We start from the raw sequence: 25,852 nt of genomic DNA on the forward strand, positions 1-25,852 counted from the left end.
TTAGGCCGCCAGCAGACTAGCGCGCACCTTCACCACCACTTTCTTAATCTCATCCGGCTCACCAACTGCGCATCCCGGTTTATGCGGTTCTCCCGGCATAAACACAGCAAACATCCCCGCTTGTAGCGTAATGGTCTGCTCGTTGGCAATTTTATTGCAAAGCTGGTAATCCTCTTCAACGTGCATCTCCTCGCACTCGCGAGCGGCGCCGGGCATCCCGAACGCAATACGCTCGGCGCCCGTCAGCAGTAACTGAATATCAATATATTGCTCATGCAATTCCGCTTTCTTCTCTGCAGGCATTTGCGTTGTCAATTGCATAACATTCATAAAGATATTGTCGCCCTGCAGTTCATAGCGCCCCGGCGCTTTCTCCTGCGGCCTTGCCGTCAGCGCGAGGGTCAATGCATCCAACAGTCGCGGATGCAAGCCGCAAGAAGGCAACGCCTGTACTTCACCCATCATCATAATGTGTCTCCTTGAGCTAACAGAGCAGCGCCCAGTAATCCTGCGTCATGCCGATAGCGAGCGGCGCTCAGCGCCACGTGATAAGGCGCAGGTTCTTGCATTAAAAACGCGCGAACCTGCTCCAGGTATCCCTCAGCCAGACCTACGCTGCCGCCAATAACCACGCATTGGCAATCGGTGGTCACTTTCACATCAGCAACCAGCCGCGCCACTACCTGTGCGGATTGGCGTACCAGCTGCCGCGCCTGCTGATGGCCTTCGCCAGCGCGAATAAAGAGGGTCTTGGCGTCACATCCCGCCAGATCGTCCCGCGCCGCCGCGGCCATCCCCCGTCCGGATGCGATGGCCTCTACGCAGCCAACGCGTCCACACCCGCACACGGGCCCGAGTGGGTCCGCCAGGGTATGTCCAAGATGCCCGGCCAGACCGCCTTTCCCGGTAAGAAGCTTGCCGTCGCAGACAACGCCGCCGCCAACGCCTGTTGAAACGGTGATAAACACCATATCGCGGATATCATCAGGAAGCGCATGATACTCCGCCCATGCCGCCGCCTGCGCGTCGTTCACCGCCAGCGTCGGCAGGCCGGTGATCGTTTCCAGTGTTTGAACTAACGGAAAGTGTAGCAAGCCGCCCAGATTATGGGGGTTTAGCGCCAACAACATCCCTTCCTGAATGATCCCGGTAGAGGCTATCGCCACCTGATGCGCCTCTGTCCGTAACGGTTCAACCAGCGCCGTTAATGCTTCACGTAACGCACCCGGCGTTTTACTGCCGGGGGTCGGCAGCTCGCGGCGCTGACTAATGCGCAAATTTTTGTCGATAAGCGCGGCGGCAAGTTTAGTACCGCCAATATCGATTGCTAACGTAGTCATGACGCCGCCTTTTTTAATGCGTCGTTATACCATCCACAGATATGTTCCAGACGAGTGATGGCGGAACCCACCGTCACCGCCCATGCGCCATAACGGATCGCCTTCGCCGCCAGTTCTGGCGAGTTATAACGCCCTTCGGCTATCACCCGGCACCCAGCGTCATGCAATGCTTTGACTAAGGGCAGATCGGGTTCCTCCGGCGTATCGGGGGTGGTGTAGCCGGACATCGTCGTGCCGATGATGTCTGCGCCAAGCCGTTGGCAGGCAAGACCATCGTCAACGGATGAACAGTCGGCCATCGCCAGTAGATGGTGGTGATGAATGCGCGCCAACAACGCCTCAACGGTTACTGGCCGTTGTCGAGCGGTTCCATCAATAGCGATAATGTTTGCGCCGACCTGCGCCAGCGCATCAACATCGTCGAGAAAAGGGGTAATGCGTACCGGAGATTCGTCCAGATCGCGTTTGATAATGCCGATAATGGGTACCGAAACGAGCGAGCGGGCCACACGCAAGTTATCTATGCCTTCGATACGCACCGCAACCGCGCCCGCCTGTTCCGCCGCCAACGCCATTGCCGCGACAATCTCCGGCTTATCCAGCGGACTGCCAGGAACGGGCTGGCAGGAGACAATCAAGCCGCCAGAAGCGGCAATATTTTTATCCAGTTGTTCAAGTAACGACATACTACTCCCTTACAAATATTGCCCGGTTTAAAACCGGGCAAGCGGATTAACTTTTCGTTTTTACAAAGGCATCTTTACTACTGCCAAACGGTACGGCTCCGCTGAACGGTTTGTCGTCGATAGCATCGTGTGTACGTAAAGCTTCCGGACGTAACCAACGCTGTACGCGAGACGGCATATCGAGACCAATAAGCAGGATCACGACAAACGTCAGGCTGAAGGAGAGCGATGCCAGCGCAGTGCCCAAGTCCAGACGTTGAGCGATCAGCGCCCCCAGGATCGGCGCCAGCGCGCCGCCGAGCGCGCCGACGTTATAAGTAAAGCCCAGCCCCGCCGCACGCTGATCGGTATCGAAGTAACCGCCGATCAGTTTCGGCAGAATCCCGGCAATCCCCTGCCCCAACATCTGCTGGAAAAACAGTAGCAGACCCAGTACCCAGACGTTTGTGCCGCCAATCGCAAAGACCGGAATAATAAGTATTTGCGAGGCCAGCAGGCTACAGACATACGCTTTACGCGTGCCCAGCCAGTCGCCAAGAAAACCGCCCACGCAGCAACCAACCGCCGCGCCGAATCCGCTAAAGAAAAGAACATTCGCCACCGTATGCGGATCGTAAGCCAGCTCGGTTTTCAGATAAGTGGGTAATAGCGCCTGAATCGGCCAGGAATAGAGGAAAGCAAACAGCACCACCAGCATCAGCATCACGCCGGTGGGCCAGCGTTTACCGCTGCTCTGTACCATAAAGCTGATAAAGATAACTGCGCATAGTAGTCCCAGCGCCGCCACAATCGCAGCATTTTGTAGATTACCGGCAAAGCAGAACCACAGCGCAGCGGCGGCGGCGAAGGTCATTAAAATATTGATGATGCGATGTTCGCCCCGATAAAGAATGTCGACCATCGTGCGTACCGGGGCTTTACCCTCGTGTTTCTCTTTCCAGTCCTCCGCTTCCGGAATGTTTTTCCGCAGCCAGAGAGCGAAGATAATCGGCAAGATGCCAATGAAAAACAGCGCGCGCCAGCCCCAGACAGGCACCACCAGGCTGTACACTTGCGCGGCGACGACCGCGCCGACGGAAAAGCCGGAAATCAAAAATCCGCTGGCTTTATTACGTAAATGTTTTGGCCAGCTCTCAATCACATAGGTCGCGCTGGAGCCATATTCGCCCGCCATGCCCATACCAATCACCAGTCGGGCGATGAACATGGTGGTGTAACCGGGCGCAAAACCGCAGGCCAGCGTTCCCACCGAAAATAGAATGATGCTGCTGACCATCGCCAGACGACGCCCGTAGCGGTCGCCCATCGCGCCCAGCAATAACCCGCCAAACCAGCGAGAGATAAAAGCTGCCGAAATCAGGCTTGCCGCCTGTACCGTCGTCAGCCCAAATTCGCTTTGTACCTCAGTCAGTACAAGCGCAATCAACACAAAATCAAAACCATCAAGCAGATATCCCAGCCAGGCAGCGGAAAACGCCCGCCATTGCGCCCGGTTGAGGTGGCGATACCACGGGATGTTCTGGGTAGAAGTACTCATTTTACTCTCCCGACGATTTTTGTTGTCGTTGTGCCGGATGGCGCTTCCGCCTTATCCGGCCTACGTTTCGTACTGTTGTAGGCCGGGCCAGCGCAGCGCTCCCGGCATTACGCTGTTACGCCTTTTCTTCCAGTAGTTGTTGAGCCAACGCCTTCAGCTCCGGCAGATATTTTTCATCGACAGGCGCAAAGGGTTTACGACACAGCGGCACAGATACCACGTCCATATAATGCAGAACCGTTTTCAAGCCGCGGAATACACCGGTTTTAATCAGGAGATCAATGACCTTGTTGCACTCGGTTTGCAGGCGCTGCGCTTTCGCCACATCGCCCTCACGTAACGCCTGTACAATCCCCTGATAGCGCCAGCCCATAATGTTGTATGTGCTGCCGATACCGCCGTCCGCGCCTGCCAGCAAGCCGGAGGCGAAGATTTCGTCGTAACCGTTGTACAACACCAGATCCGGATGCGCGCGGCGGATCTGTTCCATCTGGAAGAGATCGCCGGAAGTTTGCTTCAGCGCGCTCACGCCCGGTAATGTCACCAGCGTATTGATCTGATCCAGCGTGAGTTTTACGCCGCTTAACGCCGGAATGTTGTATACCACCATCGGCAACCCATCTGCGGAATCAATGATTGCCCGGTAATGGTCACAATGCTCTTCAAAACTGAAAGGATAATAAAATGGCGTCACCGCAGAGACTGCATCAAAACCGTAGCGCTTTGCGGCGCTCGCCAGTTGCTGGCTTTCTGCCGTGCTTACCGTCCCGACATGGGCGATCAGAGTGATTTTTCCCTTCGCTTCTTCGGCGACAATCTCCAGTACCTGCTCTCTTTCTGCAAGGCTCTGAACGAATGCTTCCCCGGTAGAACCGCCAACATACAGCCCATCGATACCCTGCTCAATATTAAAACGCACCAGACGGCGCAGGCTTTCGCTATCCAGTTGCTGCTGATGATCAAATGGGGTCAACAACGCCGCCATTACGCCTTGCAATGCTTTTGCCATACCTACCTCTGCGGATGATGAATAGATTAACTACCTACCTTTATACCTGTTATACCAGATCAAATAAGCAGCAAATAATACAGAACGCTTATAGTGCGATCTGCTTCACTAAATAAAGATCGAATGCGCGATCGCTAGCGCGTTTTTTTACTTTTTTTACCGAACGCGTGCCAGGTTGCGGAAACGCTATTAAGGTGGGTTTGCAGAGCGCGATCCGCTTTATCCGGATCTCGCTGGCGAATAGCATCAACGATTACGATATGCTGTTGATAACTGACATTATTATGTTCATGCAACTCGCGATCGGGAACACTTGGACGAGCGGCGATTAGCCAGTCCAGCAGAGCAACATGAATAGCCATAAAGATCGGGTTGCCGGGGATTTCAGCCAGCACCCGGTGAAACTCTACGTCCGAACGAATAAACAGCGCGTTGTCATCCAGCGACTGGCTATTAATTTCCAACGCTTTCGTTAACAACGCGATCTGTTCGTCGGTGGCATGCTCCGCCGCATAGCGCACCAGGCTGGATTCAAAGAAAAGCCGTAGCTGTTCAAAGTGAGCGATGCCACCAGGGTGAGTAAGAAAATCTTTCGCCATCCCCGACAGTTCACTGATGATGGTATCGGCAGAGGGGCGCGAAACGCGGGCGCGCTCGCCGTTATTGATTTGCACCAGACCCTTACGCTTCAGCGCAGCTAACGCTTCACGCACGGAGGGACGTCCCACATTGAAGAAGGCCATTAACTCACGTTCAGACGGTAGCTGTTCTCCCTCGCCAAACTCATGACGACGGATCATCTGCTCCAGCTCCTCCTCAACCATTTCAGACAGTTTTTTACGCGCCAGCGGACGGCGGCGCAAACTGTGCCCAATGGTTAACGGAGAATCCTCTGCTTGTGAATCAAATGCGTTCATAACGTCCATTCATGAAGGATCGGTGGCAAATAATAGCGAACTTATCGTATCACAGCTTTAAAAGATGGGTGAACCCGCGAAGTAACCAAAACAAAACAGGCCCTTTTGGGCCTGTTGATTATTTTACCACGCGCAACGCCGGACGTCCGCCACGCGGTGGCGGCGGCTCGTCATCAGGACTGCTGTCGTCATCGTGGTCAGGCTTATCGCCGTCAATGACGGACATCACGGTCTCGCTTTCCGCGCCTGCGGTTTGGTCATCATCATTTAAGCTGACCACGCCTTCATCATAGGCGGCTTCCGGCTCAAACATGGTACCCGCGCCGTTTTCACGGGCGTAAATCGCCAGCACCGCAGCCAAAGGCACAGAAACCTGACGGGGAACGCCGCCGAAGCGCGCATTAAAGCGCACCTCATCATTAGACAACTCCAGATTACCTACCGCACGCGGCGCGATATTGAGGACGATTTGCCCGTCGCGCGCATATTCCATAGGGACATGCACGCCAGGCAGCATCACATCCACCACCAGATGCGGGGTCAATTGGTTATCTAATAACCACTCGTAGAAAGCGCGCAACAGATAGGGACGACGCGGCGTCAACTGTGACAAATCCATACAGATTAACCCCGACCGAGGCGCATTTCACGTTCAGCTTCGGTTAAGGAAGCCAGAAAAGAGTCACGTTCAAAAACGCGGGTCATATAGCCTTTCAGCTCTTTTGCCCCTGCGCCGCTGAATTCAATACCCAACTGCGGTAAACGCCACAGCAGCGGCGCCAGGTAGCAGTCAACCAGGCTGAATTCGTCGCTCAGGAAATACGGTTTCTGACCAAATACCGGCGCAATCGCCAGCAGCTCTTCGCGCAGTTGTTTACGCGCAGAGTCGGCCTCGGAAGCAGACCCGTTTACGATGACGTTCATCAGCGTATACCAGTCTTTTTCAATACGGTGCATGTACAGACGGCTTTCACCGCGAGCGACCGGATAAACCGGCATGAGCGGCGGATGAGGGAAACGCTCATCCAGATATTCCATAATGATGCGAGATTCCCACAGGGTCAGCTCACGATCCACCAGTGTCGGAACGCTTTGATTCGGGTTGAGGTCAATCAGATCCTGAGGTGGATTGTCCTTTTCCACGTGTTCGATCTCAAAACTAACACCCTTTTCAGCCAGCACAATGCGGACCTGATGGCTATAGATGTCAGTAGGACCAGAAAACAGCGTCATTACCGAACGTTTGTTGGCAGCGACAGCCATGAAAACCTCCAGGTATATTCAGAATTTTTACTGCTACCAGCCACAGCGTGACCAGCCAGATATTATGTTACCCAAGGCGAAAAAGGTCATCATTGTTCAAAAACGAGACAAAAATGAACGTTCCCCGCTATTTGGGCAGAAAATTGGATGATAGTTTACCAGATTTTGTAACCTTTGGGGTGAGTCGATTCTGGAATTGGGGAAAAAGAGACGATAAACCGCATTTCATCGTGACAGATAAATGCATCGCCCATAAAAAAACCCGCCGAAGCGGGTTTTTCGCTAACAGTTGTCTGCCGAAGCAGAAACCCATTAACGTTTGGAGAACTGAGGACGACGACGTGCTTTACGCAGGCCGACTTTCTTACGTTCAACCTGACGAGCATCACGGGTAACGAATCCAGCTTTACGCAGTTCGCCACGCAGGGACTCGTCGTACTCCATCAGAGCGCGGGTGATACCGTGACGGATCGCGCCAGCCTGACCAGAGATACCACCACCTTTAACAGTGATGTACAGATCCAGTTTCTCAACCATGTCGACCAGTTCCAGCGGCTGACGAACTACCATGCGGGCAGTTTCACGACCGAAGTACTGTTCCAGAGAACGTTGGTTGATAACGATTTTACCGTTGCCCGGTTTGATGAACACGCGAGCTGCGGAACTTTTGCGGCGACCAGTGCCGTAGTATTGATTTTCAGCCATTGCCTATAATCCCGATTAGATGTCAAGAACTTGCGGTTGCTGTGCCGCGTGGTTGTGCTCATTGCCCGCGTAAACTTTCAGTTTACGGAACATAGCACGACCCAGCGGGCCTTTTGGCAGCATGCCTTTAACCGCGATTTCAATCACACGCTCAGGACGGCGGGCAATCATCTCTTCAAAGGTCGCTTGTTTGATACCACCGATGTGGCCGGTGTGGTGATAGTACACTTTGTCAGTACGCTTGTTGCCGGTTACAGCAACTTTGTCAGCGTTCAGAACGATGATGTAATCACCAGTATCTACGTGCGGAGTGTATTCCGCTTTGTGCTTACCGCGCAGGCGACGAGCCAGTTCAGTAGCCAGACGGCCCAGAGTTTTACCGGTCGCGTCAACAACATACCAGTCGCGTTTTACGGTTTCTGGTTTAGCTGTAAAAGTTTTCATTAAAAGCTTACCCAAATAAATAAGTTACACGTTGGTGAACACCCAAACGTTTTAAATAGTTGAGGTTCACACGACAAAGTCCGGTAAACCTACCCCCTCGGATATGTTTGGCCGGCACAGAGAAAGTTTGGGAAAAAACTCTCTTGTAACGTGGGGTCGCAGGATTATAGAGAAGTCCAGGTCAAAGATCGACCCCTTTTTGTGATTGGCTGCGGGTTTTGTTCAGACCTTGTCCATCATCGGCCTGGTAATTTGTAGGCATGATACCGCCCCAATGCCTGGGCGCTGCGCTTGTCTGGCCTACGGCATATGCTCCCGCTTGAGGTACTCCTCACTCTGCATCTCTTGCAGGCGCGACAGACAGCGCTGAAATTCAAACTTGAGCCGCTCCCCCTGATAAATTTCATATAGCGGCGCGGCGGCGTTGACCACAAGCTTAACGTGGCGCTCGTAAAACTCATCCACCAGCGCAATAAAGCGGCGCGCTTCGCTCTCCATCAGAGGCGTCATGACTGGCACGTCAAACAGCAGAACGGTGTGAAATAGCCTTGAGAGCGCAATGTAATCATGCTGGCTGCGGGCCTCGACGCACAAAGTAGCGAAAGAGACCGCTAACGTTTGGTTTTCAACGCCCAGAGTGGATAAAGGACGATGATTGATTTCCAGCGTCGGGACGTGCTCTCGCCTGGCCCCCGCTAACGCCAGCCACAGTTTATCCATTTGCCGCCGGGTTTCATCATTAAGCGGCGTTAGCCATAAATGGGCCTGAGTCAGCGTGCGCAGCCGGTAATCGACGCCGGCATCCACATTCATAATATCGCAGTGCTGTTTGATGGCATCGATAGCCGGCAGGAAGCGGGCGCGTTGCAAACCGTTGCGGTAGAGTTCATCCGGCGGAATATTGGACGTTGCGACCAGAGTAATGCCGCGTGCGAACAGAGCTTTCATTAAACCGCCCAGCAGCATCGCATCGGTAATATCAGAGACGAAAAATTCATCGAAACACAGTACGTCCGTCCCGGCTTTAAACCGGTCGGCAATAGTGTCCAACGGATCGCTTTGTCCCTGTAGCGCGGTGAGTTCTTCATGCACGCGCAGCATAAAACGATGAAAATGCAGGCGCAGTTTTCGCTCGCCAGGCAGGCTATGGTAGAAGAGATCCATGAGCCAGGTTTTGCCGCGACCCACGCCGCCCCACATATACAGCCCGCGAACCGGTATTTGCGCGTCCGGTTCGTTTTTACCTAATAGTTTCCCCAGTCGCGCTATCAGCCCGCCAGACGGCGTGGCTGCCGATTTTTTCGCGGTGAGCTCCTGATAAATGATTTCCAGACGGTTGGCCGCCTCTTTCTGTACGTCGTCAGGCTGATGGGTACCTTCGTTGAGTGCCTGGAGATAACGCGATGTAGGGGAAAAGATTTGCATAATGTTATTGTTATTCCTTGAAAATCGGTGGGCCGTCGTTCATGGCTGACGAAAAAAAGGCCGTTCTACACTACGCGATATGCTGTCGGGATTCCACTTCTACGGAATTAGCGGTTATAGTGACATAATCAGGCGCGGGCATGGAGCCTGGAGCCAACACCCTACGGAAACATAAGACAACGGGAGATGTTCATGACCTGGGAATATGCGCTAATTGGATTAGTCGTCGGTATCATCATTGGTGCCGTGGCCATGCGTTTTGGTAATCGTAAATTACGTCAACAGCAGGCATTGCAGTACGAACTGGAAAAAAACAAAGCTGAGCTGGAAGAGTACCGTGAAGAGCTGGTTAGCCACTTTGCCCGCAGCGCGGAATTGCTGGATACCATGGCGCATGATTACCGCCAGCTATATCAGCATATGGCGAAAAGCTCCAGCAGCCTGCTGCCGGAAATGTCTGCGGAGTCGAATCCGTTCCGTAACCGTCTGGCGGAGTCTGAAGCGAGCAACGATCAGGCGCCGGTACAAATGCCGCGTGACTATTCAGAAGGCGCGTCTGGCCTGTTGCGTAACGGCGCAAAGCGCGATTAATCGCGCGCCGTTAAGAAATTTTTCGGGCGCATCGCTTGCGCCCCTCTCTATCTTTCCTGTCCCAGCTATTATCATTGTTACCAGGCTGAAAATTCAATAACATCCATCTGTTTTGAATTATCTATCCTTTCATTCAAGGTACGAGAGCAGCATCCATGAAAAAACACACCCAGCTTTTAAGTGCATTAGCGTTAAGTGTCGGGTTAACTCTTTCGACGCCGTTTCCAGCCCTTGCATCGATACCAGGCCAGGTGCCAGGCCAGGCGGCGCTGCCAAGCCTTGCCCCTATGCTGGAAAAAGTGCTGCCTGCTGTCGTCAGCGTGAAAGTCGAGGGGACCGCCACCCAGAGCCAAAAAGTGCCGGAGGAGTTTAAAAAATTCTTTGGCGAGGAGCTGCCCGACCAGCCTTCCCAACCGTTTGAAGGACTTGGTTCCGGGGTGATTATCGATGCCGCGAAAGGCTATGTATTAACTAATAATCATGTGATAAATCAGGCGCAGAAGATCAGCATCCAGCTGAATGACGGACGCGAGTTCGACGCGAAACTTATCGGCGGCGACGACCAGAGCGATATCGCTCTGCTACAAATTCAGAATCCCAGCCAGTTAACACAAATAGCGATCGCCGATTCCGACAAACTTCGCGTCGGCGATTTCGCCGTTGCGGTCGGTAATCCGTTTGGTCTGGGGCAAACCGCCACTTCCGGGATCATTTCAGCGCTGGGACGCAGCGGGCTGAATCTGGAAGGGCTTGAGAACTTTATTCAAACCGATGCCTCCATTAACCGCGGCAACTCCGGCGGCGCGCTGCTTAACGTGAACGGCGAGCTGATCGGGATTAATACCGCGATCCTCGCGCCAGGGGGCGGGAGCATCGGCATCGGCTTTGCTATTCCTTCTAACATGGCTCAGACGCTGGCGCAGCAATTAATTCAATTCGGCGAAATCAAACGCGGATTGCTGGGCATTAAAGGCACTGAAATGACCGCCGATATCGCTAAGGCGTTTAAACTGAACGTTCAGCGCGGCGCTTTTGTCAGTGAGGTTTTACCCAATTCTGGTTCGGCGAAGGCCGGTGTAAAATCCGGAGACGTGATTATTAGTCTTAACGGTAAGCCGCTAAATAGCTTTGCCGAACTGCGTTCACGTATCGCCACCACCGAACCGGGCACAAAAGTGAAACTGGGTCTGCTGCGCGGTGGCAAGCCGCTGGAGGTAGAAGTCACACTGGATTCCAATACCTCCTCTTCCGCCAGCGCCGAAATGATCGCCCCGGCGTTGCAGGGCGCGACGCTGAGCGACGGACAACTGAAAGACGGGACGAAAGGCGTTAAAATTGATAGCGTCGAAAAAAGTAGTCCCGCCGCGCAGGCCGGTTTGCAAAAAGATGATGTTATCATCGGCGTTAACCGCGATCGCATCAGATCTATCGCCGAAATGCGCAAAGTGATGGCGGCGAAAGCGTCTATCATTGCCCTTCAGGTAATACGCGGCAACGAGAACATTTATCTATTGCTGCGCTAACCCTGTCTTAAACCGGGCATCAGCCTGCGATGTGATGTCCGGTTAACTCATGGTATGCTGCTGCCGTTCCCTTTTTTAACGACGCCTCCATCATGTTTGTGAAGCTTTTACGTTCAGTCGCAATAGGTTTAATTGTCGGCGCTATTCTGTTGGCCGTCATGCCTTCTTTGCGCAAAATTAATCCTATCGCCGTCCCGCAATTCGACAGTACCGATGAGACGCCAACCAGCTATAATTTTGCGGTTCGCCGCGCCGCGCCTGCCGTCGTCAATGTCTATAACCGCAGTATGAACAGTACCGCGCATAATCAACTGGAGATTCGCACTCTGGGCTCCGGCGTGATCATGGATCAACGCGGTTACATTATTACCAATAAGCACGTTATTAACGATGCCGATCAGATTATCGTCGCGCTACAGGATGGCCGCGTGTTTGAGGCTCTGCTGGTTGGCTCCGATTCGCTTACCGATCTGGCGGTGCTGAAGATCAACGCCACAGGCGGGCTGCCTACCATCCCTATGAATACGAAGCGCACGCCGCATATTGGCGACGTCGTACTGGCTATCGGCAACCCGTATAATCTGGGGCAGACCATCACCCAGGGGATTATCAGCGCAACAGGGCGTATCGGCCTGAACCCGACGGGGCGGCAGAATTTTCTCCAGACCGACGCCTCGATTAACCACGGTAATTCCGGCGGCGCGCTGGTCAACTCGTTAGGCGAACTGATGGGGATCAACACCCTCTCTTTCGATAAGAGCAACGATGGCGAAACGCCGGAAGGCATTGGTTTTGCGATCCCCTTCCAGCTAGCCACTAAAATTATGGATAAGCTGATCCGCGACGGTCGCGTGATTCGCGGCTATATCGGTATTGGCGGACGAGAAATCGCGCCGTTGCATGCGCAGGGTAGCGGCATGGACCCGATTCAGGGCATTGTGATTAATGAAGTCACGCCTAACGGCCCCGCCGCGCTTGCCGGTATTCAGGTTAACGATCTGATTATTTCGGTCAATAATAAACCGGCCGTATCCGCGCTGGAGACGATGGATCAGGTGGCGGAAATCCGTCCGGGCTCCGTCATTCCAGTCGTGGTAATGCGGGATGATAAGCAGCTCACGTTCCAGGTGACGGTGCAGGAATACCCGGCGACCAATTGATATTTTCTGCGTCGTTAAGCAGGAAGGGATAAAAAAACCGGAGTCAGCTCCGGTTTTTTTTATAGCAACCCATGGCTTACTTCGTGACGAACTCTTCGCCAAGCGTAATGTCTTTCTTCAGCGTATCCAGCATGCCTTCCAATGAGCGCTGTTCGAAAGCGCTAAGCGTACCGATGGACTTACGCTCTTCTACGCCGTTTTTACCCAGCAGCAGCGGTTGAGAGAAGAAACGGGCATACTGACCATCGCCTTCCACATAGGCGCATTCCACCACCCCTGTTTCACCTTGCAGCGCGCGAACCAGAGAGAGACCGAAACGCGCCGCGGCCTGACCCATAGAGAGGGTTGCCGATCCGCCGCCAGCTTTCGCCTCAACGACTTCAGTACCGGCGTTCTGGATGCGCTTAGTCAGATCGGCCGCTTCTTGTTCGGTAAAGCTTACGCCTGGAATTTGCGACAGCAGCGGCAGAATGGTCACGCCGGAGTGTCCGCCGATCACCGGCACTTCAACTTCCGTCGGCAGCTTACCTTTCAGCTCTGCAACAAATGTGTTAGAGCGGATGATATCCAGCGTGGTAACGCCAAACAGTTTGTTTTTGTCGTATACGCCTGCTTTTTTCAGCACTTCCGCCGCAATCGCAACGGTGGTGTTCACCGGGTTGGTGATAATGCCCACGCACGCTTTCGGACAGGTTTTAGCGATCTGCTGCACCAGATTTTTCACGATGCCGGCGTTGACGTTAAACAGGTCGGAACGGTCCATACCCGGTTTGCGCGCCACGCCCGCGGAGATCAGTACCACGTCAGCGCCTTCAAGCGCCGGGGTTGCGTCTTCGCCGGAGAAACCTTTGATTTTTACAGCGGTGGGGATATGGCTTAAATCAACGGCCACACCGGGAGTCACTGGAGCGATGTCGTACAGGGAGAGTTCTGAACCTGAAGGCAGTTGGTTTTTTAAAAGTAATGCCAGCGCCTGACCGATACCACCAGCAGCGCCGAGGACTGCAACTTTCATCCTAAACTCCTTATTATATGATTAACTAAGTGTCTATTGCTCCGCGGCGGCGACCTTAATTCACAAATTCAATGATTACAATCCTCACGCGTCAAGAATGCGGAGTCGCGCGATTTTGGCTTTTATGCATTTAATTTGCGTAATCCGGATCGACTGCAACAAGAGAGCAACGTTCCTACAGGTGGTGACAATATACCCTACTGCCCCCCCAAAACAACATCATTTTGATAACAATTAGTTTACTTTTAATCTTATTTGCGAGGCGTGACGCAGGCATGTTTCTTGATAACGAAATTTGATAAAATTCCGCTCTTTCATAACATTATTTCAGCCTTAAACAAGGCAGACTGTTTGCATAAAAATTCATCTGTATGCACAATAATGTTGTTTCTACCGCCATATTACGGGTGACTTATGCGAAGCTCGGCTAAACAAGAAGAACTAGTAAGGGCGTTTAAAGCGCTCCTCAAAGAAGAAAAATTCAGCTCACAGGGCGAAATCGTCGTCGCGTTGCAGGATCAGGGCTTTGAAAATATCAATCAGTCCAAGGTCTCGCGCATGTTGACTAAGTTCGGCGCGGTGCGCACGCGTAACGCCAAAATGGAGATGGTGTATTGTCTCCCGGCTGAACTGGGTGTTCCAACTACCTCCAGCCCGTTGAAAAATCTGGTGCTGGATATCGATTATAACGATGCTGTCGTGGTGATACATACCAGTCCCGGCGCGGCGCAACTCATCGCACGCCTGCTGGATTCGTTGGGGAAAGCGGAAGGTATTCTCGGCACGATTGCCGGCGACGATACCATCTTCACTACGCCTGCCAGCGGCTTTTCTGTAAGAGATCTCTACGAAGCCATTCTGGAGCTCTTTGAACAAGAACTCTAGCTCCCATTTCCTCCGTCGTTGTACGGCGGAGGCACCTTTTATCCTCTCTCCTGTCTGCGTTCCCTGTATAGCTATATTTTGGCAAATCATGCCCTAAAGCATTCACCCCATGAATATCAAATCAAAAAAACGCACAAAATGTTAATTTTTTTAATCTATTGATTTTATTTAATTTTCTAAAGAATAGCGGCGAAAAACAGCATTTTTAATTCCATGAAGTTATAAAAAATAACTCCTTTAACGTTTATAAAAAGAAGAAACAATTAGCGTGGTATTAATTAATTGCGTGATTAGTGTATACTTAATTTTGTGATGAGGGTCACAAAACAAAGACCCCAGTAACGGAATTCGACGAGGTAAAAATCATGAAAATTAAAACCACTATTGCAACATTAAGTATTCTGTCCGTTCTCTCTTTTGGCGCTTTCGCTGCAGAACCTATCAGCGCAGAGCAAGCGCAAAACCGTGAAGCGATCGGATCGGTTTCGGTCAGCGCTATCGGCTCATCTCCTATGGATATGAACGCCATGCTGAGTAAAAAAGCGGATAAACAAGGCGCCACGGCCTACCACATTACCGAAGCGCGTAGCGGCAGCCACTGGCACGCCACTGCCGAACTGTACAAATAAAATTCACCTGCCATCGCATATAACGTGTCGTTACTTCGCGGATATATCGCATAAGAAAAGCCCTTTAGTCCGCGAGGTTGCCCCTATAAAGGAATAAAAAACTATGAAAACGAAATACATTATCGCATCACTCGGCCTGGCCACTCTACTCTCTTTCGGCGCAAATGCCGCAGTACATCAGGTTAACGCAGAACAGGCGAAAAACCTGCAACCGATGGGCACCATTTCCGTATCTCAGATTGGCAGTACGCCAATGGATATGCGCCAGGAGCTCGTCGCTAAAGCCGAAAAAGCAGGCGCTAATAGCTATCGCATTATCGAATTAAACGAAGGTGATAACTGGCACGCCACCGCCGAGTTGTATAAATAGACCCTCGTCGTCTAACCCGACGACTTGCCCCCGCCTGTTGGGGGCTTTTTTATGGCATTTCAATGCCGGACATTAAACCGTAGCCGCCCCTCCAGCTCTTCTTCCGCCTCATCAAAGAGTAAAATTAGCGCCCCGTAGCGTCTGCGCAGCTTATCAGGTAGATGAACGAACTCAATCTCCAGCGGTAAGGGTAAGACATCGCTTATTACCGCATCCCATAATGAATCAAGATCGCTCACTTTCTCACTGGCAAGGCCAAACGTCTGCGTAAACTCGCGATAAAAATCGCTTTGGTTTTTAATATCATCAAAATCAAATGTATAGACATTCATAGCCAGCTATCATCCCCGACAGACAATTGTCTGTTTTACTACAAAGCATCATTATGTAGAGGTTTCAATTCCAGAAATGTTTTCAGTCCCGGAGCACTCTTGCGCTGTTTTTGTATCTCAAATAAGTATAGACATAAAAAAACCCACGCTTTTAGCATCGGTTCTTGTGAATTAGCTATCGGTAAGCGCGTTCTGGTATTTATGTAACATGCCCGTCAGGCGTTTAACCGGTTCCGTCACCTGCGGAGGCGCCTCCCAGATACGTAATTTCTCCTGATAGATATCCAGTTCATCCAGCAACTGACCGAAGTAGCGCCGCCGTTTATCATCGTTTCCAGCGGAAATGACATGGTCTGCGGTACGACGAAGCTGACGGTGGAACACTGACAGGTCTTCATTAACCGGTATCGGCGCGTCGCGTAGACGTTGATGGGCAATAATCATCGTTAACGCCAGGCGGAACTTCGGCAAATCGCCAGGGAATTTATTCATCAGTAAAAAGAGTTGCTGATATAACGCAGGCAGACGGTTCTCTTTACGACGCGCCGCGTTGGTCGTCATTGCCGAAACCGCAGCGGAAACAAACTGATTAAGCAGCACGCGACCGGTTCGGTCTTTGGATTTATCACGCACCAGTAAGATGACGATGAACGCCAGCATACAGCCGACAATTTGCCCCAACGCGCTGTCGAGGAACTGGCTAAAATGGAACGTCATCGGATTATCCAGCACAATAATATTAATCGTACTGGCCAACGCGCCCATCGACCCCAGACGCCGCTTCTGAACCTCAATGCCGATAAAGAACCCCAATACCGCCAGGCTCAAACATAGCAGCAGCATACTTTGCTGCGTATTGGGAATAATCACCAGGAAATAGAGCAATCCCAGCGGCAGCGCCGCCAGCGTGCCATAAATAAAATCAATGCAGACCATGCGCGGATTGGGTAAACGCATCGCCAGCGAAGTGACTACGGCAATCATCACCATAGCGCCATTACCCGACGTCCAGCCGGTCCATAGCCAGAATAATGTCCCCAGTACGCAGGAGAGCGTGGTGCGCCAGAAGTTCACCATTGCATGGTGGCGTTCGGCGGACTCCACTTTAACCACGGGCTCGCCTTGCAGGATCTCTTCTTCCGTCGCGCTGATTTTAGTATTACTGATCACGCCGCGTTTAAGCAACAGATAGCGTGTCGCAGCCCCTACCCAACTATAGAGCGTAACGGGCGTTTCGCGCTCACCGGTCCAGACAATGACGCGACGCATCCTTTTTAACTGCCTGTGGACGTCCTGTACCGTTTCAACTGGCGTCTCGAACAGTTCACGAAACGTATCGGTAATCAGTTCCGGCCGCGTATTTTGAATTAGATACGTTTCACAGGACTGCGTAATCAACGTGAGTGAAAGTGTATTCAGCGCTTTCAGGCGGCGGTTAGCGCGCACCCAGCGCGAAGATTCCATATTCAGATTACTGCGCATCCCCTCCAGCGCCGCCGTGCGCCGCACCAGATCGCCCCAGGCGTTGTCAACCTCTTCGCTGTCTCCATGCTTAATACAAAGCTGCATTAGCTGATATTGCGCCACCAGCAAACTGTCCAGCTCGCGATCAACCTCCTGCTTTATCGATCGCGGCGAGAAAAGTAGATCCGCTAAAATAGCGCAGCCAATACCAATGACGATTTCGCTACAACGCTCAAGCGCAAATTGCGGCGTGAGCAGCGGCTCCGTCTGAATGGTAATCACAATGATCAGCGCGGTATAGCCTGACAGCCCCCACGCATAAGAGTTTTCGATCCGTACCAAAGAAGAGATCCAGGTGCAGAAACCAGCCCAGACACAGCACACCAGAATCATCAATAGCGGCGCGCGGATCATAGCGATAATAATGATAAGCGCAGCGATACAGCCGATAAACGTCCCGATAATACGCAACATTCCGCGATAACGAATAGCGCCGGAATAGGGTTCCCCGCCGGCGGCAAATGCCGGGCCTGCCGCCACGATCGCAGCGGTCAGCACCGCCCAACGCGGCGTCTCCAGTTGAAAGTGAAAACCGATAAATAATGCCAGCACAATGGCGCACGCCAGCTTTACCGCAAAACGAATGTGCTGGTTGGCAATGGAGAAAACACCCATGACAATTAACCGAATTCGCGCAGCCGGTGCGCCAGTTTACGGAAGAAGGAATCCTGGCTTGCGTCACGATCCTGCTTACCGGTGATTACGACGGTTGCCGTCGTACCGGCAGGCCACAAATTCCCCTGCTGTTCGTCAAGCCGGATACGCACCGGGACACGCTGGGCCAGACGCACCCATTCGAGGTTAGAGTCTATCGTCGCCATCCCTTTCGCATCGCTGGTACTGCTGGTATTCGTTACCCCTGCCGCCACGCTATCGACAGTACCTTTTAATACCCGGTTACTGCCGAGCGGCGTGATTTCGGCACGATATCCCGGACGCACGCCTTCCAGCTTGGTCTCTTCCATATAGGCCTGCACGTAAAAAGAGTTCTTTTTCACCAATGCGACGGCTGTGGAACCGCGGGTAATAAATTCACCGGCATAAACATTGAGGTTAGTCACCCAACCGTCGGCAGGCGCGCGAATAACGGTGCGCTCAAGGTCGAGTTTAGCCAGATCGCGCGTGGCCTGGGCTTTAGCCAACTGATGCAGTACAGTCTGCAAAATATTGTTCGCCTGATCGATCTCCTCTCTGGACATCGCCTGTACGCCGAGGCGATTACGGCGACCGGCTTCCTGGCGTTTTTCCTGCGCCAGTACCTGATAATAGGCTACATCAGCTTCCGCTTCAGCGAGCGCTTTTTGATAGCGTGGCTGATCGATGGTAAACAGGACCTGATCCTTTTGCACCAGTTGGTTATCATGCACGTTTACATGGGTAATCAGGCCCGCGACATCCGGGGCAATAGCGACTACATCGGCGCTAAAACGCGCGTCGCGCGTCCAGGGCGATTCGGTGTAATACACCCAGGCGCGGAAAATGGCGATAAAGGCCAGAATAACCAGTACGAGGGTAATGGCCGTACGGGAGAGTTTTCTTGTTAGTGTTTTCACTTCAACCTCAAACGAACAGGCGCGATATTAAATAAAACAGACAACAATACAGCGCGGTATTGAACAAAGCCGGATGCCAGACAAAATCATAGATGCCCGTCGGCACAAGCACCCGACGCACCAGCCAAAAAATCGCCAGTGACAAAAGCAATTCGAAAAATATCGGTGGGAAGGAAAGACCAAACACCACGATAACGGGAAACAGACTCATGTTGACCTTGATTACTGAGAGAGAGCAGGCGATAGCTTGTTAAGCTACATCGCCGCAGAGAAGGGCAAGAAACGCCAGGCGAGAGCGACATAGCTCTTATTCGAATAATAGTATATTAACGTAATTGTTATGCTGTTATCTATGGTATGTGATCTAAATCACTTTTAAGTCAGAGTGAATAATGGAACGATTAAAACGAATGTCAGTATTCGCCAAAGTGGTCGAGTTTGGCTCTTTTACCGCCGCAGCGAGACAGTTGCAAATGAGTGTGTCGTCCATCAGCCAGACTGTAGCAAAACTGGAAGATGAGCTTCAGGTCAAACTGCTCAACCGCAGCACACGCAGCATTGGGCTCACCGAGGCTGGAAAAATCTATTATCAGGGCTGTCGTCGTATGCTGCATGAAGTGCAGGATGTTCACGAGCAGCTTTACGCTTTTAATAACACGCCTATCGGTACATTGCGTATCGGCTGTTCTTCAACCATGGCGCAAAATGTGCTGGCCGGGCTTACCGCGAAATTATTAAAAGAGTATCCCGGTCTGGCGGTCAATCTGGTGACGGGAATTCCCGCTCCGGATTTAATTGCAGACGGGCTGGACGTGGTGATCCGCGTGGGCGCGCTGCAAGATTCCAGCCTGTTTTCCCGTCGACTTGGCGCGATGCCGATGGTTGTGTGCGCCGCCAAATCCTACCTCGCCCAGTATGGCGCCCCGGAAAAACCCGCCGATCTCACTAGTCATTCCTGGCTGGAATATAGCGTACGCCCGGATAATGAGTTTGAACTTATCGCACCGGAAGGAATTTCTACCCGGCTGATACCACAGGGACGGTTCGTCACTAACGATCCGATGACGCTTGTACGTTGGCTGACCGCCGGTACCGGGATCGCCTACGTGCCGCTGATGTGGGTGATCGATGAGATCAACCGCGGCGAGCTGGAGATCCTGCTGCCTCGCTATCAGTCCGATCCGCGTCCCGTGTACGCCCTGTACACCGAAAAAGATAAGCTGCCGCTTAAAGTGCAGGTAGTGATTAACGCGTTGACTGACTATTTTGTCGATGTCGCCAACCTGTTTCAGGGAATGCACGGGCGAGGGAAAGAAAAGTAAAAACGACGGGTTATTGCTGGAAACCGTCGTGGGCCGGAAAAAGAATTTATGTCGCCATCCGGCGCGGACATTGCCTGATGGCGCTGCGCTTATCAGGCCTGGGCGGCATGATCCCCAGTCCTGATAAAGCGGAAAGTTATGCCGTGCCGCCAACCGTCAGGTTATCGACTTTCAGCGTCGGCTGCCCCACGCCCACAGGCAAACTTTGCCCCTCTTTGCCACAGACGCCTACGCCGTTATCCAGCTTAAGATCATTGCCGACCATGGAGATCTGTTGCATTGTTTCAATGCCAGATCCAATCAATGTCGCGCCCTTCACCGGCGTCGTGACTTTGCCGTTTTCAATCAGATACGCTTCCGAGGTCGAGAACACAAACTTGCCGGAGGTGATATCCACCTGACCGCCGCCAAAGTTCGGCGCATAGATGCCGTACTCAACGGATTCGATAATTTCCTGCGGCGTTGACTGCCCTGCCAACATATAGGTATTCGTCATACGCGGCATCGGCAGATGCGCGTAAGATTCGCGACGCCCGTTACCGGTCGGCGCAGCCCCCATCAGGCGAGCATTCAGCTTGTCCTGCATGTACCCTTTCAGTACGCCATTCTCAATCAAAACGTTGTACTGGCCTGGCGTACCTTCATCATCGATAGCGACGGAGCCGCGACGGTTCATCATTGTGCCGTCATCTACCACGGTACAAAGCGCGGAGGCAACCTGCTCGCCAATCTGACCGCTAAACACAGACGTCCCACGACGGTTAAAATCACCTTCCAGCCCATGTCCGACCGCTTCGTGCAGCAATACGCCCGGCCACCCGGCGCCCAGAACCACCGGTAACGTCCCCGCTGGCGCAGCGACCGCAGAAAGATTAACCAGCGCCATGCGTACCGCTTCTTTCGCCCACGCGTCGGCGCGAACCTCGCCGTCGAGATCGGCAAGAAAATACTCATAACCAAAGCGACCGCCGCCGCCGCTGGCGCCGCGCTCGCGTTTACCGTCTTCTTCCACCTGCACGCTAACGGACAAGCGCACCAGTGGACGGACATCCGCCGCCAGCGTCCCGTCGGTCGCCGCCACCAGGATTAATTCATATACGCCGGTCAGGCTGGCGTTGACTTCCTGCACGCGTTTATCGGCTTCTCGCGCCACTTTATCAATGCGTCTGAGGATATCCAGCTTCTCTTCGCGGCTCATACTTTGCAGCGGATCAAGAGTGGTGTAGAGCGGCTGATGCGCTACGGCGGCGAGCGTTTTTACCTTGCCTTCGCCGTTATCGCGTACAATGGTTCGCGCTGCCTGCGCACTCTGCTCCAGCGCCAGGAGGCTTATCTGGTCAGCATAAGCAAAACCGGTTTTTTCGCCGCTAATGGCGCGAACGCCAACGCCCTGGTCGATATTATATGAACCATCTTTAATGATGCGGTCTTCTAAAACCCAGGATTCGTGATAGCTCGACTGAAAATAGAGGTCGCCATAATCAAGACGGCGTTCGGCCAGTTGGCCCAAAATAGCGAACAGATCCTGATGGTTCAGGCCATTCGCCGCTAGCAATTGTTCACTTACCAGGTTCAGACTCATCGTTTTTGCTACTCGTTGATTTCTGCCGGATGGCGGTTCACGCCTTATCCGGACTACGTTGTTAGATTGTGCAAACCGGATAAACACAGCGCCGTCCGGCATGACTATTTACTGAGAGTGGGGCAATTCCTCGCCCCCGTCAAATCATTGCTGGCTTTCTTTTCTCGGTTGACGCAGAACTTCGTTGATCTGCGGCGCATCGACCGGACCGGTAATGCGATAACGCAGAATGGAGACCTTGCTCCATAGCGGCCCCAACACTTTACTGGCGGCAAATACCGCCGCGCCGACAATCGGGTTAACGGCAAAAGCGGCGGCGACGCCCACCGTGGCGGAAATTTCCGGCGCGACGACAGCCTCCATATCAAGACGACGGCGCACCAGATCGACGGAACCTTTCATTGCAATGTCCGCTTCCAGCCCATCCACCAGCGTATCGTCAGTATGCAGGACGCCATCTTTAATCCACGCGGTACTATGAATAGAGTCGAACCAGAAGCCCTCGCTAAAGGTATCGCTGAAGTCAAATCGCAGCTTACGCAGCAACGCATCAAAACTGAGCAGCCGCAGTAGCTGTCCGGCATGGCCGCTACTTAGATCAGTAAACTCACCTTTACCCAGACGCGTACGTAAAATCCCGTTGAGCGTGGCTTCATCAGGTTGCCAGGGCGGATTTCGCCAGTGCAGATCGTAATCTACGTTAAACGACGCGTTCTGGATTGGCGTCGAGATGCCGAAGAACCCGGCAGCCGCGTCAAGGTTACGGCCATGCAGACTGCCTTTCAGCGAGGTTCGTTCATTGCCCGGCGCATTCACCCACTCGCCGTTCGCTTTCAAACGGGCGAATCCGGTATCGATCAGACCATTCGCCAGAGTCAGCGTATTGCCTTTGATGGCGAAATCGCCATCAATACGCCCATATTTTTGCCCCCACAGCCAGCACTCTTCGCAGCGAAGTTGTAAGTCCGGCCAGCCGCGGAAGCTAATAGTGCTCGCCGAAGCAAACGGCGATGTCGGCGTTGGTGACGAAGCGTGCGTTTTTGCAACGCCAGGGTTGTAATACAGGTACTTAATGTTCGCCAGCCACGGCGCATGGTTGCGCATGGTCAGCGTGGCGTTCACCTCACGGCCCTGCGCTTCAATTTTTGTTCCGTTCAGCGAAGGGGCTGAAACGACGCTCAAATTGTTCCACTGCTGGCCGCCCAGCGATAGCGCGGGAGTACGCAACGTGACGCGTTGAGGAAACTCGGCCGAACTGCTCACATTATCCACCGCGCCTTTCTGGAATAACGCCAGCCATTGCGCGCCATCCAGCGCCGGCAGATTGAGTTCAACGCCTTGTTGAGCAGGCAGTGGCGGAATTGTCCGGCTGTCCGTCGTCCAGATAGCCCGATCCAGCGTCAGTTTCTGATTTAATAACCAACGGCTGTTAAAATGGTTTTTACTCCCTGCGCTCCCCGTTAGCGCAAAACTTTTCAGATTGCCGTCAGCATTAATGTGTACTGGAATGGCTTCGCCTGCGGGTTTATTTAGCGGAGAAGGTAAGTGACTACTCACATTCCGCAGGTCGCCGTTCAGCTCGATGTTATAAGTGGCACCAGCGTGATACGGAAGATCGATGCCGACTTTACCATTCCACGTCACGCTGCCGCTCAGGGCATCATTCAGTGGCGACGGTAAGACGCCCATACGCGTTGGCTGCCAGTTACCATTCAGGTTGACGGCCACCTGATACGCTTTTGCCCCTTCCGTCGTACTGAAATCCAGGTTAAGCGGCTGATTAAACCAGTTTGCCGTCAGCGGCCCGCTTTTTAGCGCGCCATTCACAAAGCTGAATTTACCGTTCAGATTTTTGAGCGTACTGTTTAGCGGCTTAATAAACAGGCTGTTATTACGCAACGAGACATCGCCCTCGGCGGTAACCTGTTCACCATCCAGCGGAATATCAAGATGTAAGCGAGCATTCACATCGCCATCTAATTGTAGCTCCGCCAGCGTCGAGCCAAGCGAGTCTTTTAGCGGCGTCTCGTCGAAATAAGGCCCAACGGCTTTTCCCGGCCCGTTAATATCGGCATCAATGAGCAGTTTCTCTTTGGAATAATCCGGAATCGCCGCCGCGAGTTTGCTAGCCTTCACCCCGCCCAAATCGACGCTATCCGAACGCATCCACAGGCCGTCGTTCAGGAAATCCAGTTCAATATTGAGATTTTTTAGCGCAGGCCAGTCGGGCTGAAAGGCAAACGTCGCATTGCGTAGCGGCACCAGCACTTCAAACTGACCTTCGTTATGCTTATAGGGAAAGAGATGCGGATTACCGCCGTAAACCAACGTGGCGTTATCCGCCTCGCCGCCCTGAATCGCGCCGCTAAGGTAATCTACCAGCGCTTTGCCCATCAGGTTTTCCGGAAAATAGCGCCACGCCTGTGCTCCATCGTCGGTACTGATTCCAGCCAGAATGCCCAGCCACGGTTCATCGCCCGTCGGTTGCAGATAGCGGAACCCGCCGCGCGCATGTACCGCCTTTGCTTTGACGTCAATGTCACGGCCATCAAGCTGAAAGCCGTTCTCATTCTTCAACCAGCTAAGCGTCGCGACGCCGTTTTCAATTTCCAGCGGCGCGCGAAAAACCGTTTCATAGGGCATTTTGGCCTGCTGCATCGCAACCTTCATCTGCCCGTCTTCTACGCTTCCCGCCAGCGTACCGGAAAAATGTTCCGCGCCAGGCAACAGCTTCCACTGTTTCCATGCAAGATTTTTCCACGATGCCTGAAAACGCGTTTTTTCGGTCGCCTGTAGCGGAATATCCAGCGCCAGTGTGGCGATCTTTCCGCTCGGCTGCGTAGCCTGCCATATTTCGCCCAGCACAGGCGACAGTTTAGCCGCCAGCGGACGTAATGCTTCCAACCCCGCCAGCTCAAGATTACTGGCGCGAATGCGCAGTTCATCGCTACGTGTATGATTCTCGCCGCCGACGTCCTGCTGCGGGAGCCAGGCCACGGTTAAGGCCCCGCTCGGCCAGGGTTTACCATCAAGCGTAATCCGCGTGTCCGGAATATAAAACTGCCAGCCCGGCTGCTCGCGGCTAATCTGCGCCGTCAGGTTATCGACAGACAGCGTATGCGTTGTGTTATCGCCCAGCCAGCTTGCGCCGCCCTGTTTCAGCCAGACGTCTCCTCCGGCGATTTCGCCTTTACTGAGCGTCATCCAGCCTTCCAGACTGAAACGCGCCGTCTGGAGCGCCACATTATCCTGCATCCATTTGCCCAGCCATGGCTTGACGTCAATATCGTCGGCCTGTAACCAGACTCTGCCGTTATTCAGCAGACCGTCGTCATCGCGTAAATCCATCCGCACCTGCATCACGCCGTGCTGTCCGGTCAGGCTGGAGAGACTGACCTCGCCTTCGGCGCGGTGCCGGTCTTTGCCGTTTAGCCAGGTAAGCTGTGGGATCGCCAGTTCCGCGCGTTGTCCGGAAAGCGTCAGAAAACTGATTTGGCTATCGCGCAGATCGAAATGATCGAACTGACGCAGGAAAAGATCGCTTAAACGGCTGGTTTCGATGCCTTCGCCGTCGCTGCTTTGAAGAGGCGTGTTGGTGCGGAAATTGAGTTGCCAGAAGGTCAGGTCGCGAAACTGCCAGCGCATATGCAACAGGCTTTGCCAGACGTCCAGCGCCAGCGTAACGCGTTTTATCGACAGTTCGCCGCCATCTTTCAGGGCGGCATGAATATTATGCGCTTCCAGCGTAGGGCCAAAATTTTGCCAGCTTGCGGAGAGTTGATTGGCAGCCACCGGCACGCCGGTCGCGGACTCAATCTTATTCAGGATAGCTGGACGCCAGGCGTCAAGATGAGGCAACGCCAGGCGCAGCCCGCTAACCAGCAGCGCTGCAATGACGATGAGCGCGGCTCCAGTGAGCAATAAAATCCCCGGCAATCGCCTCACGCGTCTCTCCTTGTCTGCCAAAAAATACGACTCACAACCTCGTTTTGCCGGATGGCGGCGTGAACGCCTTATCCGGCCTGCAAATGCTCGTACGG

Annotated in this window: 25 protein-coding genes; 7 read left to right on the plus strand and 18 right to left on the minus strand. The window is 53.1% G+C overall.

Annotated elements, in window-relative coordinates; translation table 11 throughout:
* From nanQ to zapE, 11 genes are all read right to left on the minus strand, one after another.
* Positions 1-468, minus strand: coding sequence for an N-acetylneuraminate anomerase (gene nanQ, locus F4V61_RS10570; protein ID WP_000979861.1), 468 nt, complete (start codon positions 466-468; stop codon positions 1-3).
* Positions 465-1,340: an N-acetylmannosamine kinase gene (gene nanK, locus F4V61_RS10575; RefSeq protein ID WP_038397543.1), complete on the minus strand. Its 876-nt coding sequence runs from the start codon at positions 1,338-1,340 to the stop codon at positions 465-467. Before nanK ends, nanQ begins: the two co-directional genes overlap by 4 nt.
* Positions 1,337-2,026, minus strand: a complete 690-nt coding sequence (locus F4V61_RS10580) for an N-acetylmannosamine-6-phosphate 2-epimerase (RefSeq protein WP_038397541.1) — start codon at positions 2,024-2,026, stop codon at positions 1,337-1,339. The genes nanK and F4V61_RS10580 overlap by 4 nt, the downstream gene beginning before the upstream one ends.
* A gap of 46 nt (positions 2,027-2,072) precedes the next feature.
* The gene (gene nanT / locus F4V61_RS10585) at positions 2,073-3,563 is read right to left on the minus strand and encodes a sialic acid transporter NanT (RefSeq protein ID WP_000108077.1); all 1,491 of its coding nucleotides are present in this window, start codon (positions 3,561-3,563) and stop codon (positions 2,073-2,075) included.
* A gap of 115 nt (positions 3,564-3,678) precedes the next feature.
* Complete coding sequence (gene nanA / locus F4V61_RS10590) at positions 3,679-4,572, minus strand: N-acetylneuraminate lyase (RefSeq protein WP_038397539.1); 894 nt, start codon at positions 4,570-4,572, stop codon at positions 3,679-3,681.
* 134 nt (positions 4,573-4,706) lie between these two features.
* Positions 4,707-5,498, minus strand: coding sequence for a transcriptional regulator NanR (gene nanR, locus F4V61_RS10595; RefSeq protein WP_038397537.1), 792 nt, complete (start codon positions 5,496-5,498; stop codon positions 4,707-4,709).
* 109 nt (positions 5,499-5,607) lie between these two features.
* Complete coding sequence (gene sspB / locus F4V61_RS10600; protein ID WP_000366115.1) at positions 5,608-6,108, minus strand: ClpXP protease specificity-enhancing factor; 501 nt, start codon at positions 6,106-6,108, stop codon at positions 5,608-5,610.
* Positions 6,109-6,113: 5 nt separating this feature from the next.
* A complete protein-coding gene (sspA, locus tag F4V61_RS10605; protein WP_000257298.1) occupies positions 6,114-6,752 on the minus strand; it encodes a stringent starvation protein SspA in 639 nt (212 codons plus the stop codon).
* Positions 6,753-7,064: 312 nt separating this feature from the next.
* The gene (rpsI, locus tag F4V61_RS10610) at positions 7,065-7,457 is read right to left on the minus strand and encodes a 30S ribosomal protein S9 (protein WP_000829815.1); all 393 of its coding nucleotides are present in this window, start codon (positions 7,455-7,457) and stop codon (positions 7,065-7,067) included.
* Positions 7,458-7,472: 15 nt separating this feature from the next.
* The gene (gene rplM / locus F4V61_RS10615) at positions 7,473-7,901 is read right to left on the minus strand and encodes a 50S ribosomal protein L13 (RefSeq protein ID WP_000847559.1); all 429 of its coding nucleotides are present in this window, start codon (positions 7,899-7,901) and stop codon (positions 7,473-7,475) included.
* Positions 7,902-8,201: 300 nt separating this feature from the next.
* The gene (gene zapE / locus F4V61_RS10620) at positions 8,202-9,326 is read right to left on the minus strand and encodes a cell division protein ZapE (RefSeq protein ID WP_079828534.1); all 1,125 of its coding nucleotides are present in this window, start codon (positions 9,324-9,326) and stop codon (positions 8,202-8,204) included.
* Between the two features lie 192 nt (positions 9,327-9,518).
* On the opposite strand from zapE, the gene zapG reads away from it, so the two are divergent.
* From zapG to degS, 3 genes are all read left to right on the plus strand, one after another.
* Positions 9,519-9,917: a Z-ring associated protein ZapG gene (gene zapG / locus F4V61_RS10625; RefSeq protein ID WP_000219657.1), complete on the plus strand. Its 399-nt coding sequence runs from the start codon at positions 9,519-9,521 to the stop codon at positions 9,915-9,917.
* Between the two features lie 155 nt (positions 9,918-10,072).
* Complete coding sequence (degQ, locus tag F4V61_RS10630) at positions 10,073-11,440, plus strand: serine endoprotease DegQ (RefSeq protein ID WP_012210888.1); 1,368 nt, start codon at positions 10,073-10,075, stop codon at positions 11,438-11,440.
* A 92-nt stretch (positions 11,441-11,532) separates the two neighbouring features.
* The gene (gene degS, locus F4V61_RS10635; RefSeq protein WP_080161196.1) at positions 11,533-12,600 is read left to right on the plus strand and encodes an outer membrane-stress sensor serine endopeptidase DegS; all 1,068 of its coding nucleotides are present in this window, start codon (positions 11,533-11,535) and stop codon (positions 12,598-12,600) included.
* Between the two features lie 76 nt (positions 12,601-12,676).
* Here degS and mdh read toward each other — a convergent pair whose 3' ends face one another.
* Positions 12,677-13,615 carry a malate dehydrogenase gene (gene mdh, locus F4V61_RS10640; RefSeq protein WP_000861584.1) on the minus strand — a complete coding sequence of 313 codons (939 nt, stop codon included), beginning with the start codon at positions 13,613-13,615 and terminating at the stop codon, positions 12,677-12,679.
* Positions 13,616-14,029: 414 nt separating this feature from the next.
* Here mdh and argR point away from each other — a divergent pair, with 414 nt between their 5' ends.
* From argR to yhcN-B, 3 genes are all read left to right on the plus strand, one after another.
* Positions 14,030-14,500, plus strand: a complete 471-nt coding sequence (gene argR / locus F4V61_RS10645; RefSeq protein ID WP_001257853.1) for a transcriptional regulator ArgR — start codon at positions 14,030-14,032, stop codon at positions 14,498-14,500.
* Between the two features lie 365 nt (positions 14,501-14,865).
* On the plus strand, positions 14,866-15,129 hold the full coding sequence (yhcN, locus tag F4V61_RS10650) for a peroxide/acid stress response protein YhcN (protein WP_000695685.1): 264 nt from the start codon (positions 14,866-14,868) through the stop codon (positions 15,127-15,129).
* Between the two features lie 103 nt (positions 15,130-15,232).
* Complete coding sequence (yhcN-B, locus tag F4V61_RS10655; protein ID WP_000853275.1) at positions 15,233-15,499, plus strand: DUF1471 family stress response protein YhcN-B; 267 nt, start codon at positions 15,233-15,235, stop codon at positions 15,497-15,499.
* Positions 15,500-15,558: 59 nt separating this feature from the next.
* Here yhcN-B and F4V61_RS10660 read toward each other — a convergent pair whose 3' ends face one another.
* The 4 genes from F4V61_RS10660 to aaeX all read right to left on the minus strand — a co-directional run bounded on the left by F4V61_RS10660 (position 15,559) and on the right by aaeX (position 19,119).
* On the minus strand, positions 15,559-15,831 hold the full coding sequence (locus tag F4V61_RS10660; RefSeq protein ID WP_001103885.1) for a barstar family protein: 273 nt from the start codon (positions 15,829-15,831) through the stop codon (positions 15,559-15,561).
* A gap of 171 nt (positions 15,832-16,002) precedes the next feature.
* Positions 16,003-17,970 (minus strand): p-hydroxybenzoic acid efflux pump subunit AaeB, encoded by a 1,968-nt coding sequence (gene aaeB, locus F4V61_RS10665; protein ID WP_038397532.1) that lies wholly within the window; start codon positions 17,968-17,970, stop codon positions 16,003-16,005.
* A 5-nt stretch (positions 17,971-17,975) separates the two neighbouring features.
* Complete coding sequence (gene aaeA, locus F4V61_RS10670; protein WP_038397530.1) at positions 17,976-18,908, minus strand: p-hydroxybenzoic acid efflux pump subunit AaeA; 933 nt, start codon at positions 18,906-18,908, stop codon at positions 17,976-17,978.
* A gap of 7 nt (positions 18,909-18,915) precedes the next feature.
* A complete protein-coding gene (gene aaeX / locus F4V61_RS10675) occupies positions 18,916-19,119 on the minus strand; it encodes a p-hydroxybenzoic acid efflux pump operon protein AaeX (RefSeq protein WP_000051841.1) in 204 nt (67 codons plus the stop codon).
* Between the two features lie 181 nt (positions 19,120-19,300).
* Between aaeX and aaeR the strand changes: the two genes are divergently transcribed.
* Positions 19,301-20,230, plus strand: a complete 930-nt coding sequence (gene aaeR / locus F4V61_RS10680) for an HTH-type transcriptional activator AaeR (RefSeq protein ID WP_080161197.1) — start codon at positions 19,301-19,303, stop codon at positions 20,228-20,230.
* 136 nt (positions 20,231-20,366) lie between these two features.
* Here the strand turns inward: aaeR and tldD are convergent, their stop codons facing one another.
* Entirely contained in the window at positions 20,367-21,812 is a 1,446-nt protein-coding gene (tldD, locus tag F4V61_RS10685; RefSeq protein ID WP_080161198.1) for a metalloprotease TldD, read from the minus strand.
* Between the two features lie 144 nt (positions 21,813-21,956).
* Positions 21,957-25,757 (minus strand): AsmA2 domain-containing protein YhdP, encoded by a 3,801-nt coding sequence (gene yhdP / locus F4V61_RS10690; RefSeq protein WP_080161199.1) that lies wholly within the window; start codon positions 25,755-25,757, stop codon positions 21,957-21,959.
* Positions 25,758-25,852: the final 95 nt, after the last annotated feature.

This window comes from Salmonella enterica subsp. arizonae, from assembly GCF_008692845.1.
Taxonomy (GTDB): domain Bacteria; phylum Pseudomonadota; class Gammaproteobacteria; order Enterobacterales; family Enterobacteriaceae; genus Salmonella; species Salmonella arizonae.

Coding starts and splice junctions, on each gene's coding strand:
- nanQ (WP_000979861.1), bottom strand. CDS start 468: ATGATGATGGGTGAAGTACAGGCGTTGCCTTCTTGCGGCTTGCATCCG.
- nanK (WP_038397543.1), bottom strand. CDS start 1,340: ATGACTACGTTAGCAATCGATATTGGCGGTACTAAACTTGCCGCCGCG.
- F4V61_RS10580 (WP_038397541.1), bottom strand. CDS start 2,026: ATGTCGTTACTTGAACAACTGGATAAAAATATTGCCGCTTCTGGCGGC.
- nanT (WP_000108077.1), bottom strand. CDS start 3,563: ATGAGTACTTCTACCCAGAACATCCCGTGGTATCGCCACCTCAACCGG.
- nanA (WP_038397539.1), bottom strand. CDS start 4,572: ATGGCAAAAGCATTGCAAGGCGTAATGGCGGCGTTGTTGACCCCATTT.
- nanR (WP_038397537.1), bottom strand. CDS start 5,498: ATGGACGTTATGAACGCATTTGATTCACAAGCAGAGGATTCTCCGTTA.
- sspB (WP_000366115.1), bottom strand. CDS start 6,108: ATGGATTTGTCACAGTTGACGCCGCGTCGTCCCTATCTGTTGCGCGCT.
- sspA (WP_000257298.1), bottom strand. CDS start 6,752: ATGGCTGTCGCTGCCAACAAACGTTCGGTAATGACGCTGTTTTCTGGT.
- rpsI (WP_000829815.1), bottom strand. CDS start 7,457: ATGGCTGAAAATCAATACTACGGCACTGGTCGCCGCAAAAGTTCCGCA.
- rplM (WP_000847559.1), bottom strand. CDS start 7,901: ATGAAAACTTTTACAGCTAAACCAGAAACCGTAAAACGCGACTGGTAT.
- zapE (WP_079828534.1), bottom strand. CDS start 9,326: ATGCAAATCTTTTCCCCTACATCGCGTTATCTCCAGGCACTCAACGAA.
- zapG (WP_000219657.1), top strand. CDS start 9,519: ATGACCTGGGAATATGCGCTAATTGGATTAGTCGTCGGTATCATCATT.
- degQ (WP_012210888.1), top strand. CDS start 10,073: ATGAAAAAACACACCCAGCTTTTAAGTGCATTAGCGTTAAGTGTCGGG.
- degS (WP_080161196.1), top strand. CDS start 11,533: ATGTTTGTGAAGCTTTTACGTTCAGTCGCAATAGGTTTAATTGTCGGC.
- mdh (WP_000861584.1), bottom strand. CDS start 13,615: ATGAAAGTTGCAGTCCTCGGCGCTGCTGGTGGTATCGGTCAGGCGCTG.
- argR (WP_001257853.1), top strand. CDS start 14,030: ATGCGAAGCTCGGCTAAACAAGAAGAACTAGTAAGGGCGTTTAAAGCG.
- yhcN (WP_000695685.1), top strand. CDS start 14,866: ATGAAAATTAAAACCACTATTGCAACATTAAGTATTCTGTCCGTTCTC.
- yhcN-B (WP_000853275.1), top strand. CDS start 15,233: ATGAAAACGAAATACATTATCGCATCACTCGGCCTGGCCACTCTACTC.
- F4V61_RS10660 (WP_001103885.1), bottom strand. CDS start 15,831: ATGAATGTCTATACATTTGATTTTGATGATATTAAAAACCAAAGCGAT.
- aaeB (WP_038397532.1), bottom strand. CDS start 17,970: ATGGGTGTTTTCTCCATTGCCAACCAGCACATTCGTTTTGCGGTAAAG.
- aaeX (WP_000051841.1), bottom strand. CDS start 19,119: ATGAGTCTGTTTCCCGTTATCGTGGTGTTTGGTCTTTCCTTCCCACCG.
- aaeR (WP_080161197.1), top strand. CDS start 19,301: ATGGAACGATTAAAACGAATGTCAGTATTCGCCAAAGTGGTCGAGTTT.
- tldD (WP_080161198.1), bottom strand. CDS start 21,812: ATGAGTCTGAACCTGGTAAGTGAACAATTGCTAGCGGCGAATGGCCTG.